The sequence below is a fragment of the Bradyrhizobium zhanjiangense genome (assembly GCF_004114935.1).
GTDB lineage: Bacteria > Pseudomonadota > Alphaproteobacteria > Rhizobiales > Xanthobacteraceae > Bradyrhizobium > Bradyrhizobium zhanjiangense.
This window is the reverse complement of sequence record NZ_CP022221.1, coordinates 2,189,242-2,203,650: the sequence shown is the minus strand read 5'-3', so window position 1 is coordinate 2,203,650 and position 14,409 is coordinate 2,189,242. Positions and strand designations below refer to the sequence as shown.

Below are 14,409 nucleotides of genomic sequence, written 5' to 3'. Positions count from 1 at the left end.
CAAATGACTTTGCGACATCTGTGCTACCCGATCGTTATTGGAGCAACATTGGGGGGCTGCGCAAATACTGCCTCGATCCAGCCCGCGCCGGCTGACCAAGAGATCCAGGTCGAGCAGAAGAGTAGCGTGCTGTTCCTGCAGAGCCTTCGTGGCCCCGAACGGCATCGGCTGCGAAGCTTTATTGCAGCGACCAGTCGCGGCCGGCGGGATGCCCTCCATGTGGGTGTCATCGGCCCACCCAGACTCATTGCACAGGTGGCCCACGAGGCTCGCGCCATGGGCGTGCCCACCTACAACATCAGCCTGTCGGCTTCTCGTGCGGATTTGCCGGCTCGTTCCGGGGTGAGGATCGAAGTGATCACTTTCGAAGCCCATCCTCCGGTCTGCCCCTCGCTCTCCATCGTCGGTCCTACAGTGAACGACAATTCGTTCAATCCAACCCTTGGCTGCTCAGTCCGGAATAACCTTGCGGTCATGGTCAATGAACCTGGCGACTTGTTAGGCAATGGCGCTGTCATGCCGACCAGTGGTGATCGTGCAGTGCTTCCCATCACCGCACGTGGGGCCACGTCGGCGGGCAACAGGAGCAATTTGGAGGATGAAACGCATAACAGGGTTGCGCCAGAAACCCAATAAGCGGCTCGTAAGACCCGAGCAGCATGAACGTCGGTTGGCATTCTTGTCCATATCAGTCTTGGAATCGGCCGACGAGCCTCCTGGAATACATTTTCTTGGCATCGTGCAGTTTCCAGATCAGGTTCTGGGACAGTTGGGTCGTTGACGAGAGATTTGAGCGCATCGCTGTTTTGCGCGACGCTAAACTAGGCCGGCGGCAAAGACTGCCTTTGCAACCCTCTCGAAACACTCCGTCGGAACGGCCTTGCCCATCGCACCTTTTCGGATCAGCTGACGCGCCAACACATGATCCTCGACAATGCTCAGACGTTGGGCGCGCGCCTCCGCCAGTAACTGTGAAGCCGTTTCGCCCTCGCCGCGGCACACCAGTACCGGGACGCCGGTCTCGCCCCGAACGTAGCGCAGCCCAATCAATGTCGCTCGCCCCGTCAGTATCACTGTCGCCCGATGGATGCCGAGCGGAGACTCGTTCGCCGACTCCCGGCGGAGCCTGCGGTGTTCACCCTTGATCTGCGGATTACCATCCTGTTCCTTGGACTCGCGCTTGGCTTCGCTCTGCGTCATGCGCATGTCGCGCAAGAACAACCAACGCTGAATGAGCAGATCGGCCAAGCCGCCAATCAGAAGAGCGCCGGCAGCAATCGCGATCAGCACTTTGAGCTCTTTAAAGACAAAACCAAAGCAGCTCAAATCGCAAACGGGCAAGTATACCAGTGCCCTCCAACTTGCGAGCACAGTAAAAACGAACGTAGCGCCAAGAACCAAAACTTTGACGATAGACTTTCCAAGCTCGACAACCGACCGCTGGGAGACAATCCGCTTCAGCCCTTTGACGGGGTCCAATTTCTCAAAGCTGGGTTTAAGCGGCTCAACCGAAATCGTCAGCCCGCCGCCGGCCAGGACACCGGCCAAAATCGCCGCAACAACCGCCGCACCTAGGATGGGAGCCGCGGCTGTTACAGAAAGGTCCATCAATCCGACCAACGCCTGCCGGGCCGCACTGGTGAAGGGCTGTTCCTGCAGCTTGTCGATGAGCCGCACGGCTTCGCGCCATTCGTCTTCGATCGGGCCCGCCCTAAAGCACAGGCAGCCGAAACCAGCGCAAAGGCTTGCCGCGGTCACAAAGTCGGCGCTGCGCGGGCTCTGCCCTTTCTTACGCGCGTCCCTCAGCTTCTTGTGACTTGGTGGAAGGTTTTTCTCTTCGCTCGTGTCGTTCATTTCAAGAACTTCTCGAGCCACTCCAGCACGCCGTTGAACCGAATGATCTCTGCTCCCATATATTCGATCAGGAAGACGGCGTAGCTGACCATAATGATGCCAAAGGCGGCATTCTTGATGGTCGGAGAGAGATCGTTCAGCTTGATTTGCGGCGCAAAGCGCCCGAGCAGCATGAGGGATACGTCGATCAGAAGCAGCAGAGCTAGCACGGGCCCGGCGACCACGAGGGTCGTATGCATGATATGGTCGAGAAGCCCGATAAACTCCATTGCCCCGTGGTGGGTCAGGGGCGGTAGCAGCCGATACACGGGCCAGATCAGATAACTTCCATAGAGGCATCTGACCATGGTCTGCAGACCTCCTGATACAACGAAGATCGTAACCGCGGCAGTTCCGAGAAAGAGCCCCATCGGGGCGGTTTGACTGCGTGTGGCAGGATCGTCCACCTGGCTGGAGATGCCGCGCTGCGTATCAATGATGTCACCAACGGCCTGGATGCTCCAAAGTGGTATACTAAGCAGAAAACCGAACAGCAGGCCGATAAATATCTCCTTCAAACCGAGGAGCGAGACCGCAATCATACGCGTGCCCGGATCTAGTGTCTGCAAGCCGTTCCTGATCTGCATCAAGCAAGGCAATCCAATCACAAGCGTAGCGCTTGCGCGGATAAGCCCGCTAATGTGCGGTCGCGTGAATACCGGAAGAACCAGCATAATGCCGAGGGCCCGGGCCGCGCCAAGTCCGCCCGCAACGACGAACTCGACAGCAGTCTGAATCAGAGTTCGCGTCTCGGTGGGTGACAAGGCATCCATTTGAGCTCAGCTCGTCGTTCCTTCAGCCAATGCAACCGTCGCACTCGCGTCGCCATGATGTGAGACGTCAAGAACTCTGCAGATCTCCTGTGCCAGCGGTTGCAGAGCGACAGGCCTCGCACAAGGCTCGGCTTCAACCATCCATATGACTACAGCCATCCGGCGCAGAGGTATGATCATTCAATGAGAGCACCGGCGAAATCGCGCCGCTGCGGGGCCTACAAGCCACGCTTCTTCCGCTCTCACCGGCCGCAGCGCGGTTTGGAGATCTGAGGGCCTCAAAGCTTCCATCAATTTCGCAGTCTATGGAGATCGGTCTCGAGCGGCACCTTCATTCGCAGGCTCATTCACCAGAACGCCAGAATCGTGGGGCCGCTTGCAATCAAAGCGGTTCGCCCGTTCACTGCGTCGACAACTCGCCAGGCAAAGCATCGAGGACCAGGTCTTAGCAGGTAATTCCATCACGTTGTAAGCAACCCCTAAATCGAATGGATAGAACTTCCAAATGGGATCATCTTCCTCCGAATACGGCAGCCTCACGGAGCCGAACAGGACAGTTCGGATATCTATCCATCGCATGCTAGTGAGGCGAGCTTTCGATAAGCTGACGAACTCGCCCTTTTGTGGTTCACAATCAAGGCCGACAAACGCGCGCTATAGCTAAAACTTAGACAGCCGTGCGTTCCGCGCACTAATACCTCGCTGTGAGCGCGGGGAACTCAGTGAAGATATGCTGGGCTTGCTCGATCAGCGGCGCGCTCAGCACCGGAGCAAACAGAACGAGCACGGCGACGACGACGAGGAGCTTCACGGTAAGCGGCAAGGTTTGATCCTGGAGCTGGGTTGCGGCCTGCACGATGCCGATACCCAATCCGGCCACGAGGGCTGCCAGGAGCGGCGGTAAAACCCAGATCATGAACAGGACCAGTGATCGGCTCAGGTGGGTGAGGATGCTGGCCTCGTCCATCTCAACTCCCCGGAGATGCGTAGCTTAAGACCAATCCGTGCATGAGCCGTGACCAGCCGTCGATTGTGACGAACAGAAAGAGCTTGAAAGGAACGGATATCATTGTTGGTGACACCATTGACATGCCCATGGCCATCAGAATTGTCGTCACAATCAGGTCAATTGTGATGAACGGAAGATAAAGAAGGAAACCGATTTCAAACGCACGCTTAAGCTCCGAGATCAAAAAGGACGGAACGAGGATTGCAAAATCATCGGCTGTTGCGTTGCCGCGCATCTCCTCCGACCAGATATGTTCCGTCGACGACAGGAAGAACGTGCGCTGCTCCTCAGTGGTGAACTTCTTGAGATGGGCGCGCAGCGGCTCGCTGCCCTCCTTGGCGGCGGTCAACCAGTCGTCGGCGGTTTGGTAACGAAGTTGCATATCGGTCACGCGGTTGTATGTTTGCTCGAATACCGGGGCGTCTATGAACACGGTAAGGATCAATGCAGCGCCATACAAAACGATGTTCGGTGGTATGGACTGAGTGCCGAGCGCGTTGCGGATCAGGAAGAGAACGACGGAAACCTTGATGAACGCCGTCGTTGTGACGACTGCGAACGTCAACAGGCCGAGGCCGACGGTCGCCGCAACAAGCGCAAGGATGCTCGGTTGAATGTCAACCATTGACCGCCAACCTGCTACGTAACCGGATGCCCAACGCTTCACCGACACGTACGATGTCGCCGCGGCCGATCAATTGACCGTTGGCGACAATGTCGACCGGACCGTCCAGCTGCCGGCCAAGCTCGAACACGTGCCCCTCGCTGATGCTTCTCAACGTACCCAGCGGGATGGGCCAGCGGCCGCATTCGAACACAAGCGTGATCTCAACACTGTCGATGTCGGCTTCCGAGGGCGGGATTGCTTGCTCCGCTTGGGGTCGTATCGTCATATTTGCATACCTTAGAGGATGGGACTGCAGGCGGAATGGTCCCCGAAGGATAAGTCTGTCGCCCGCGACCTGCGCCGGCGCCCACAACTTGTCCGCAGCGAGGATGAGCTGGCCATGGGCAAATGGAATGACGTCGGGCAGCAGTGCGTCGCCGGGCTGTGCTTGACGAAGAAGCCTGACGGGCGCCCGCAGCGAGCCGATCTCTCTCGCAATCACGACCGGCAATTCCGAAGAAATCTTGCCTAAGTCTCGCGGTAACTGGCCGATCAACTCGCCTAACACACGAAACGCAGACGGAACCAGACCGTCAAGTGGCGCGAACAAGAACAGGCGGGCCTTGGCCGCCAGCGGTCCGAAAGTAACATCGAGCTCCAAATAGGGGTCTTTGGCCGTCGCGTCTTCGATGCGGATCAGCTGCAAATTCCGCGCGAGCATGATCTCTAATCGAGCGAGCCAAGGTTCCAGAGCAAGTTCGAGAAGCAGCGAGCGGGTTGGGTCGGAAGGTAAAGTAAGGCCATACTGGACCATTGAAATCAGCGCCTCGACGAGAAGGCGGGGCAAGGACAAGACAGCGGTCTCGTCTCCGGCGCAAAATACGCAGTCGAGCATCGACATGGCATATGGCTCGGCCTGCCAAACAAGCCGGCTTATACGGATCGATAGCGGCTTATCGCCAAGGCGGCTCTGCAGAACCGTGCGTGGTGCGGCGACCTCGTTGAGCCACGAGACCACGCCATGCGACAACTTTACCGCTGGCTGAAATAATGCGGGTTCACCCACGGCATTTACCGGCAGGTTCCACGGGCGCAGCTCGCGACGTCGTAAGAGAACGAGCCATCAGTTCGAGCCACCGACCGCTTGGCTGCGCGAACCACCCTGATATCGGAGCAAAACCTCGTCGTCGGCATCAATTTCGGCCGCACACTCCGAACGGACAGCGGTAGTGCGCTGGACATCGCCCTCAATTTCCTCCCATTTCTGGCTCGCCGCCGAACGCTTGGCCCATATGGTCCGCGCCTCATTCACTGACCGCTGAGCCTGCTCATGCGCGACGCGCGCCTGCTCACGCGCCTGGCGTGCCGATTCGATCTGTGCTGCCAGTCGCCCAAGGACGAGTTGACAGCGACGATCGAGCTCGGTCACGGACATCGTCTTGAGCGACACCAGCTCCTGATAAAGTTCAGCTTCGACCTTGGCGCGACGATTCTCCGCGCCTTCAAGATTCTCAGACGCTCGCTGCAGCGCTTCGACCGCAATTCGGCGCCTGGCTTCCATGTTCGACAATTCACGAAGCGCGCTTCGCTCTCTCATGTCTTTCACCAGCCGCAATTTCGACGCTTGCACGAGATTTAGGCCGTCAGACGCGACATCCATGAAACGGTCTCCTCAAAGCTAGACGGCTCGTCCGGTCCCTGGCGCAAGAATGCGCGCAGTTCCTCGATTGAATCGATTGCCCGATCAGTCAGTGGATCGCTGCCCGGCTTGTATTCACCGACCTTGATCAGGAACTCAGCCTCATTGTAGCGCGAGAGCAGATCGCGGAAGACGGATGCCGCCTTGCGATGTGGACCAGAGGCGACCGCATCCATGACACGACTTCGGCTCGACAGCACGTCGATGGCGGGAAAATGCTCTCGCGAGGCCAGCGCGCGCGAAAGAATGATATGACCATCGAGAATGCCGCGCGACTCTTCGGCGATCGGATCGCCCGTGCCGTCACCTTCGACAAGCACGGTATAGAATGCCGTGATCGAGCCCCGCTCGCCCATACCGGCACGCTCCAACAGACCAGGCAGCAGCGCAAAGACGGAAGGAGGAAAGCCGCGCCGGGTAGGAGGTTCTCCTGCGGCAAGGCCGATTTCGCGCATCGCACGGCTAAAGCGCGTCAGCGAATCCATCATCAGAACGACCTGCAGCCCTTGATCACGAAAATACTCGGCGAGTGCGGTCGCCATATGAGCGCATTGCGCCCGCTCCATTGCCGATCGATCGGATGTCTCAACGACAACGATCGTGCGAGCGAGGGCATCTCCAATATGACGTTCGATGAACTCACGCACCTCACGTCCACGCTCTCCTATGAGCGCAACCACGGTGACATCGGCGGCCGCGCCTTTTACAATTTGCGACATCAGCGTCGACTTGCCGCAACCGGCATCTCCATAGATTCCGATCCGCTGACCTTCGCCACACGTCAGAAGTCCATCCAGCACGCGAACCCCGAGCGGAAACGGATGCTCGATGCCACGCCGCATCATCGGGTTGGGCGCCTTGCCGCGGAGCGGACAAGTGTGGACCGTCTTTATCGGCCCCCTGCCATCGAGTGGACGGCCGAAGCTATCGATCACGCGGCCGAGCAGGTCGGGCCCGACTGACACTTCCTGCATGCGTCCGGTCGGGAGCACTTCCGCGCGGTGGGACAAGCCTACCAAATCGCCAATGGGCGTCAGCAACACCCCGTCCGGCAGCAAACCGATGACTTCCGCTTCAAGTGACCATCCGGAAGCGTGATCCTGCAACAGGCAAAGTTCTCCAACACGGGCCCCCGGCAACACGGCATGGAGCAAGGTGCCGATCGCACGCGTGATCCGTCCCCGCACGGCACGCGTATCGACATGCTTTGCTGCGAATCTTAGAGATGCTATCGCCGCATGCACATCTCCTTCTCCGGCCGATTGATCAAGGCCTGATCGTTGCGTCGTCACGGATCGCTTTCCTGAGAAGATGGATTAAGGCTAAGACGCAATGTGCGGAGCTGCGCGGCAAGTCCTAAATCGACACTGCCGAACTCACTCCACAGAACGCACTGGTCAGGCCCCACGGTTGGGTCCGGATCAATTCTGACTTTCGGCCGACTATCCGTTCCATCGAACGCCACGAATTCATGCCTTAGTGCATCAGCATTCACAGGAGACACGTGAAGGCATACTTCTGCGCTGCCATATCTTTTCTCGATGGCGTGACGAACGGCCCTTACCAACATCTCACCCGGATCAAAGGAGCCCAACAAATCGGTCAATATCTCAATCACGAGCTGTGGCAACTCCTGTTGCAGAACGGCTTTTCGCCGGGCCACATCGGAAGCAGCTCGGGCGATCAGCTGTGCCATTTCGTCCGAGCCTGACCTAAGACCTTCGCAATGGCCGCGCTCCCGCTCCTGCTGATAGGCTTTCCTTGCCCAACTGCGAACCTGCCGCAGATATCGCTCGGCTAACGCGCGCGTCTGCACCGCATCGTACCAGACACCAAGTTCCGCGGCTGGTATGAGCGGACCAAGCGGCCGTATCCGCGGGCTATCTGGCAAGACTGTTTCGTTGGCCGTCATGCCGCTGGCTCCTCCGTGGCCAAGTGGGCCACCACCAAAGACAGTAACTGACCCGCTGAATTGTGGTGTTCGGCTGCTGGGGATTCGGCGGTGGTCCCCACAGGTAAGCGGAAAAGAACGCGGACACGGTCAAGCTCTGATGCGTCCTTGAGCCAAGCACCAAGGCAGGCACATCCGTCATGTTCAATCTGGCTCGCGAGCTTCTGCGGATCGTCAATCGATGTGGTAGCGACGGCGCTGGATAAGTGTCGGATTGCGAAAGCATGAGCTTCCGCACCAATATTTTCGATCAGAATCGCTACATCGTGCTTTGACACAAGCTTGAGCACCGAACGGGCATGCCAGATACTGCCAGCGAGCAGGGCCGCCCGACGCGGATCATGCCCGAGCAGAACATCCCTACCCCAGTCGGTTCCGTTCGAGACCAGCTCACTGCCCAGCAGCAATTCGACCAGTCTTTGCTGCAGTCTCGGAGTCTTCTGCAGCTGCAGCACTGTGGCGGCCGACAGGAGCCCATCAAGATGGCCGGCGAACCGGCCGGGATGAATCAAAGCGGCAAGCTCGCGCAGGCGATCGGAATGCGATGAATGATTTGGGTCAGTGGATGCCATCGATACGGACCTGCTTGCCGCCTATTTCGGATCGGAGGACAGTTTTTTGCCGGCGGACTGGACCGCTGGCTTGCTGGCACCTCTGCCGAGATTTGTCACTTTGCGCCAGGATTGACGAAGCTGTCGCCCACGTGTGCTCAGCAGCACGTAAGATAGAATGCCCAACGCGGCGAGCGCACCTCCTGCACCGATCGCAATGTGAGTTGCGATGAATTTGGTTGGTTCGGCGGAAGCTGCCGCTGGCACAACGGAGACCTCATGCTGAGCTCGCTCAACCGGCACGAACACGACCGCCACCTTGTCGTACGATAGACCTTCGATGCTGTTGGCGACGAGCATCTTGATCTGCGGCAGCAAGGCTGAGAGCTTCGCGTTGGAGGCGTGCCGAATGAAAACCGACGCCGAGGACGGGGTTGCATCCTGTCGCAAAAGATCATTCTTCGGCAGAACGACATGAACACGGGCGGAGAGAACCCCATCGATATCGTTGATCGTGCGCGACAATTCTTCACTGAGAGCATAGACGTAGCGGGCTCGCTCCTCAACCGGAGAGGCAACGAGGCCCGCCCCCTTGAACACCTCACCAAGGCTCTTGAAGGATTGGCGCGGCAAGCCATGGTCATTCAGCAGCTCGATTGAGTAGGCGAGCTGCCTTTCCTCCACTTGAATCGTGCTGGTCCCATCCTTACCGACGACACGGATGGCATCGACGCCCTTGCTCAGGAGCAGCCCAAGCATCTCGTTCGCTTCACGCTCCTGAACTTTGGTATACAGATCAGCTTTGCAACCGGCGAGGGTCAGCAAAAGCAGCAACAGGACGAGAGCATCAAGCCGCTTTCTTGCGGGCCGGCCATTACCGATCTTGTCTTTCGTCAAGACAGCCAACGGCCCGCTCAGCCCGCCGATAGAAGCTTATTCAGAGATGAACTGACAGCACCTGTCCCCTTGGAGATGAGCGATACCTGGATGACGCCGTTGTAAACATCCCGCAGATTCGCTAGCGCCGAGTCGAAATGATCCACACCCTCCGGTTGGCCCACTGGATGTACCTCCACTTGCTGCACGCGCAAGACCGGTTGTGCGGCCGGCCCAAGCTGCAGACTCCTGGTAGGATCAGGCTCGCCGACGAGCGTCGGCGAAACTGCACCCGGCGGAAATGGTTTGCCCTGGTGGATAGCAGAAATGCTCTGAAGGACGCGATCGCCTAGCGGGCTCGCCGGCGCTACTGCGCGCTGCACTTCCGGCAGCGATGGAGCTGGCGCGTGCTCGGTCACAGAAGAGCCGGCACCTTGGTTCGAGGCCACCTGCGCAAGACTCTCGCCAAACTGAGCGTGTGCCGGCGAACAGCCGTTGGAGGCACACTCGACGGAGTTGGCAGAGATCGACGTAACGCCGACCAACATGGAGGAAATCATTTCTGTCACGTGGTGAGATGGGCCGTTCGTTCACACGAATGGGCCGCACCTTGGAGAAGCAAGCTGACCAAAAACTGACGAGCATCTGTCATCTAATGATCACGGTTAGCTTCCAATTTGGGACGAGGCATCGGATTCCAAATTTTGGGACAAATTCCGGTGCTTGTTCTGAAGTGTAAAAATAGCAGGAATGCTTATCCCATCCACAAGGCTGCACATCTTGAAGAAAGTTCTCTATGCTGGTGTTTTCATTTGCTTTGGCGTCGTCGAGGCGCTCGGCGCTCCCCTGGCGCTGCCATCGACGCCTTATAGTTACACAGTTCTGGATCAGGACCTCGCGGCCGCACTGCAGGAATTCGGCAACAACCTAAATATCAGAGTCAATGTCAGCACCGGGGTGAAGGGGCGGATTCGCGGGCGAATGCCGGATCTCCCACCGCGAGAGTTCCTCGAACGGTTGATTAATCTCTACAATCTTCAATGGTACTACGATGGGCTGGTGCTCTACATATCCGATGCGCATGAGGCGCAAAGCCGCCTTTTGGTCTTGAGTCCAATCAGCTTTGATGCGTTCAAGGCGGCACTCGATGCGCTCAACATCTCCGACGAGCGTTACATCGTGAGACCCGTACCGGGAGATGGCCTCGTCTTCGCCTCTGGTCCACCCCGCTTTGTCGCGCTTGTGGAGCAAACAGTAAAAGGACTTGCGGCGGAGGCACAGGCACGGCGAAACCCGAGCGGTGCCGAAAAGCCGCCGCACGATTCGGTTTTGATGCTGTTTCGGGGATCCTCCAGCGTGGTCATTCGCGAAGGACGACCGAATGAGGCTCCTTCGCCGGAGGCACCACATCAAGACGGCGTGGTCCACACACCCGATGCAGGTAAGAAATGACTTGAAGACAACAGATGGCCTGGAAGAGATGCAATGCGTCTGCTTATGCCCTTTGTCAGCTTTTCGAAAGCTACTGCTGCAATTGTCAGAGCGCGGATGTGTAGATGGCCGATGCCGCTGGGTGGCGCAATAAACGTCCAAGCCGGAGCCACGGATGCGAACCAGAACTCTAGCCAGCAGCATCGGTGAGCGTGCTTTGCCACTTTAGCGCCTCATGCGAGCTTTAAACTCAATGAGCTTCGTCGCATAAGAATGAAAGCCACTCCGTTGTCCAAAAGGAGGGACAGGATGGACTTCAACGCGCTAAGCCGGGCGGACAACAACCCAGCGTCCCACTCGTCCTCATTGCCCGCCGGTCCAAGGGAGTTTGAGCGTGAACTAATAGCATTGCATGAAATACCCGAATACAGCCAGGATTTAATTTGGCAGGAACTCGGAGGCAGATCATCGCGTGTCGAGCCATCATTGAGCGGCGGCGAGCGGTCCAATTCCAAACAGCCGATCGCTCAACACCGCGCGGACGCCTCCGATTTCGGCAACGAGCTTGTTTGGCAAGATCTTGAGCCTTGGCTCATGCGGGCCGGGTCACCTCACGCTGGACCGTCTCAAGCTGGGCCCACATTGCACGCAGGGGTTGCTCCGCCGGAAATTGGAGATTTCGCCATGGCGAACGGTCGTCGCGCCAAGGACGACTGGGTCTTCACTGGCCAAACGGCTACGCCCGCTCAGATCGAAATGCTAAGAAGCCGCGATCTCATACCTACCAGGGGTGTCCGGACAACAACGTTCACCATCCTGGGTGTGCCTCACACGGCGGAATGGCGAGAAGAAGGTTTTATTCGTCTCAAACCGTCGCTGGACCCTTCCCTTTGGCCTGTAGGTTCGAGCGAACACTCGCCAAGCGGCTAAGCATGACGACATGAAGAATGCCGAGTGCAGCTGAGCTTCGATCCGCTCGGGGCAATAGGGTCCGCACAATACCGTCGGACTCTTTCGAGCATCTACGCAAGCGCCAACACTCTCGTTGGGCGCAGGCGCGAGGTCGCTACGCGTGGGTGATTTCACCATAAGACGCTGCGGAGACCTGCGACGTTGTTTCACGAATCAGCGCACGTGACCATCCGCAGAGCGGCAGACTCGGCCTCGCTAATTCCACCTAGTTGGCCCGGAGGCGAGCGATCGAGCATAACAAGCAAGCCGATTCCGATATCGAGAACCCATCACCGCCTCTCACACCATCATTGCGCGTCTCGTTGTGAAACCTCTGAGCGCCGTCAGCTTTTGGAAAGCTAATCGAACCTACCATGTGGCGTGAATATCTAGACGGCGATGTGCCTATAGATTGTAGCGGAACTGAGCGCTGGGGGCGCACTGAGCAATCGGAAGCAAGTGGTAGGAGCGATCGAAGCCTATCGACATTTCTTGCTCGTTGTTCGTCGCGATTCTCGCGCTGCGCCACATGACCGGCTTGTGGTGCGATCTCAAATCAGAGGACCGTATAATGTCAGTCAACAACCTATCGGTAACCGCCAGCTCGAGTTTGTCCGGGCTGGCCTCCGGGCCCTCATCGGCGCGGGATCTTTCAAACTTCGAGGCGATGCTGGCTAGTTTCTCGTTGAAAGACAATGCCGATGACCATTCCACTCCACAGGTTCCGCCGGCTGCAGACTCAGCCAAGCAGCTGACGGAGGAACTCACGCAGGAGGTGCGGAACATCCTCCCGCCGGAGGTCAAGGCCGCACTGGACGCATGTCAGCAGGCCCCAGAGCCATCCTCCGCGGAGTCCTCCTCCGCTGCGAGCGCCCCGAAGATTGCAGAGGCACCCGTACAAAGCTCCAGGATCACGTGGAACAGCGGCACGCTGACTGATGCCGAGCTGCAGATTGTATCGGTGCTGAACCGACACAAAGACAAATGCCCGCTTGATTGGAAATCTCTTGGAGATTTGGCCAACGACCCCTCCACACCGCCGGATCTAAAGGCGGCGATCGAGGCTCTGCAACAGGACCCAGAGCTCTTCTATGCGATAGGCTCGCAAGGTGACGGCCGCTGCGGCGGGAAGATCAAAGCAGGTGATCTCTCCGGCTTCTCCGATCACCACCCTCAGGTTGCTGCTTTCCAGGAGCAGCGGGCAAAGAGCTATACGCAAAACTACATTCCTTCCGACGGCACCCGGAATGGCGAGCCATCGGTTATGACCCAGACCGATGCATTGCGCGAGCTCTATCGGTATTCCGACAACCTGCCTAAGAACCTGAGCCTTGCGGATTTCAAGCGGATCGTCGACGGCGAAGCTAAAACCGGCAAATGCCCGCCACAGGTCCTCGCGGCCGCTCAATACTTCCTCGACCACCCGGATGAATGGAAGCACTTGTACGGTGGCTCGATAGACAAGGTCCACAAAGAGGACTTCCTGCAGGTTGCTTCATCATCGATGAATCTCACGCAAGCCGAGCTCGATACGCTCAATACGATCAGCAAGAACCAAAACGCTTTCTTCGGGAAGGGTGATCTGACCCGGGAGAAGCTGGCGAGCATGGTGGATGATAAGAGCCTCGCGCCCGAGGTGCGAAAGGCGGCCTCCCAGCTGCTCTCCGATCCTGTGTTGTTCGGGTTGATGAACAACGCGATTACGGGCTACAAAACCCACCATAAGTTCTTCGACTTCGGCGGCGGCCATACGGTCGATTCCGGCAACATCAGCAACACCGACTTCAACCAGTTCTTCAACAACATGTCGGGTGCGAACCGCACCGTTCACCAAGTGAAGACGCATGCCGTCCGAACGCCTGCCGAGCAGGACGCGGTCGCGGACATGACGATGGGCGTCGCAGACCAGCCCGACATCAAGTCTCCCAAAAAGAACGGTGGCGCCTTCATGCACGCACTTAATGATGTGCTCAAAGTTGGCTCTAAGGTATTCGACTGGGCCGCGACAGCAGTCGGTGTACTTGGCTTCATTCCAGGCTTGGGTGAATTGGCCGATCTGGCGTCAATGGTCCTCGAAGCCGAGGCGCAAGCTGCAAATCTTCTTCACACTGCCATCAGTGGCGGCAACATAAAGCAAGCGCTGGAAGAAGCCGGGCTGAGCCTTGCGGCACAGGCGGTGGGCTGCATCGCCGGACCTGAGGTCAAATTAGCAATGCGAGAAGGCTTGGTGAAGCAGGCAATTCAAGAAGCCGCGACGGCCGGCATCAACCTGCCGGTTTCGGTGGCCCAGTCCTACGCGGAGGATTATCTGAATAACCTGAAGGCTCGCATCGAAACCGAGCGCTTGCAAGCTGCAGGCGCTAACGCCTAGGCGGAGCGACGCTATCTTCTCAGGATCACGCTGGAAACGCTGATTGAGCTTGCGCGGCCTCCGCGCGGTTGGGCCTCTCTGCCGAGCAGTAGGTCGCGCAAGCTCTACCAGCATACTTGAGACCGCCCCCGAATCCGAGGAACTTATTTCGGCTCTTCACTGCGTACAAACTATGTTGGCCGCACTCGATCGTTCGAATTCGACCTCAAACCCAGTCTGCCGCTGTGAAATTCCATCGACTGCATACGCCGCCTGTCAAGACCGCGATGCATTCGCGACAGACCGGCCGCAGCCGCG

14 protein-coding genes are annotated in these 14,409 nt (G+C 58.1%); 3 read left to right on the top strand and 11 right to left on the bottom strand.

The window, feature by feature from the left end; all coding sequences use genetic code 11:
• Positions 1 to 3 precede the first annotated feature (3 nt).
• Positions 4 to 636 (top strand): CpaD family pilus assembly lipoprotein, encoded by a 633-nt coding sequence (locus tag XH85_RS10560; protein ID WP_128931832.1) that lies wholly within the window; start codon positions 4 to 6, stop codon positions 634 to 636.
• A 180-nt stretch (positions 637 to 816) separates the two neighbouring features.
• Here the strand turns inward: XH85_RS10560 and XH85_RS10555 are convergent, their stop codons facing one another.
• The 11 genes from XH85_RS10555 to XH85_RS10505 form a co-directional block, all read right to left on the bottom strand.
• Positions 817 to 1,854: an EscU/YscU/HrcU family type III secretion system export apparatus switch protein gene (locus XH85_RS10555; RefSeq protein WP_128931831.1), complete on the bottom strand. Its 1,038-nt coding sequence runs from the start codon at positions 1,852 to 1,854 to the stop codon at positions 817 to 819.
• Positions 1,851 to 2,666 (bottom strand): type III secretion system export apparatus subunit SctT, encoded by an 816-nt coding sequence (sctT, locus tag XH85_RS10550; RefSeq protein WP_128931830.1) that lies wholly within the window; start codon positions 2,664 to 2,666, stop codon positions 1,851 to 1,853. The genes XH85_RS10555 and sctT overlap by 4 nt, the downstream gene beginning before the upstream one ends.
• A 691-nt stretch (positions 2,667 to 3,357) precedes the next feature.
• On the bottom strand, positions 3,358 to 3,633 hold the full coding sequence (locus tag XH85_RS10545; protein WP_025038819.1) for an EscS/YscS/HrcS family type III secretion system export apparatus protein: 276 nt from the start codon (positions 3,631 to 3,633) through the stop codon (positions 3,358 to 3,360).
• 1 nt (position 3,634) lies between these two features.
• A complete protein-coding gene (gene sctR / locus XH85_RS10540) occupies positions 3,635 to 4,300 on the bottom strand; it encodes a type III secretion system export apparatus subunit SctR (RefSeq protein ID WP_128931829.1) in 666 nt (221 codons plus the stop codon).
• A complete protein-coding gene (sctQ, locus tag XH85_RS10535; protein WP_128931828.1) occupies positions 4,293 to 5,348 on the bottom strand; it encodes a type III secretion system cytoplasmic ring protein SctQ in 1,056 nt (351 codons plus the stop codon). The genes sctR and sctQ overlap by 8 nt, the downstream gene beginning before the upstream one ends.
• A 57-nt stretch (positions 5,349 to 5,405) precedes the next feature.
• Entirely contained in the window at positions 5,406 to 5,942 is a 537-nt protein-coding gene (locus XH85_RS10530; RefSeq protein ID WP_128931827.1) for a hypothetical protein, read from the bottom strand.
• A complete protein-coding gene (gene sctN / locus XH85_RS10525; RefSeq protein WP_128931826.1) occupies positions 5,918 to 7,273 on the bottom strand; it encodes a type III secretion system ATPase SctN in 1,356 nt (451 codons plus the stop codon). The genes XH85_RS10530 and sctN overlap by 25 nt, the downstream gene beginning before the upstream one ends.
• On the bottom strand, positions 7,270 to 7,893 hold the full coding sequence (gene sctL, locus XH85_RS10520; RefSeq protein WP_128931825.1) for a type III secretion system stator protein SctL: 624 nt from the start codon (positions 7,891 to 7,893) through the stop codon (positions 7,270 to 7,272). Before sctL ends, sctN begins: the two co-directional genes overlap by 4 nt.
• Positions 7,890 to 8,504 (bottom strand): nodulation protein NolU, encoded by a 615-nt coding sequence (locus XH85_RS10515; protein ID WP_128931824.1) that lies wholly within the window; start codon positions 8,502 to 8,504, stop codon positions 7,890 to 7,892. The genes sctL and XH85_RS10515 overlap by 4 nt, the downstream gene beginning before the upstream one ends.
• 21 nt (positions 8,505 to 8,525) lie before the next feature.
• Positions 8,526 to 9,380 (bottom strand): type III secretion system inner membrane ring lipoprotein SctJ, encoded by an 855-nt coding sequence (sctJ, locus tag XH85_RS10510; protein ID WP_245474224.1) that lies wholly within the window; start codon positions 9,378 to 9,380, stop codon positions 8,526 to 8,528.
• Between the two features lie 17 nt (positions 9,381 to 9,397).
• Positions 9,398 to 9,919: a nodulation protein NolB gene (locus XH85_RS10505; protein ID WP_128931823.1), complete on the bottom strand. Its 522-nt coding sequence runs from the start codon at positions 9,917 to 9,919 to the stop codon at positions 9,398 to 9,400.
• 190 nt (positions 9,920 to 10,109) lie between these two features.
• Between XH85_RS10505 and XH85_RS10500 the strand changes: the two genes are divergently transcribed.
• Positions 10,110 to 10,811: a secretin N-terminal domain-containing protein gene (locus tag XH85_RS10500; RefSeq protein WP_128931822.1), complete on the top strand. Its 702-nt coding sequence runs from the start codon at positions 10,110 to 10,112 to the stop codon at positions 10,809 to 10,811.
• A 1,501-nt stretch (positions 10,812 to 12,312) separates the two neighbouring features.
• Entirely contained in the window at positions 12,313 to 14,112 is a 1,800-nt protein-coding gene (locus XH85_RS10495) for an HrpF/NolX family T3SS translocon protein (protein WP_245473948.1), read from the top strand.
• Positions 14,113 to 14,409: the final 297 nt, after the last annotated feature.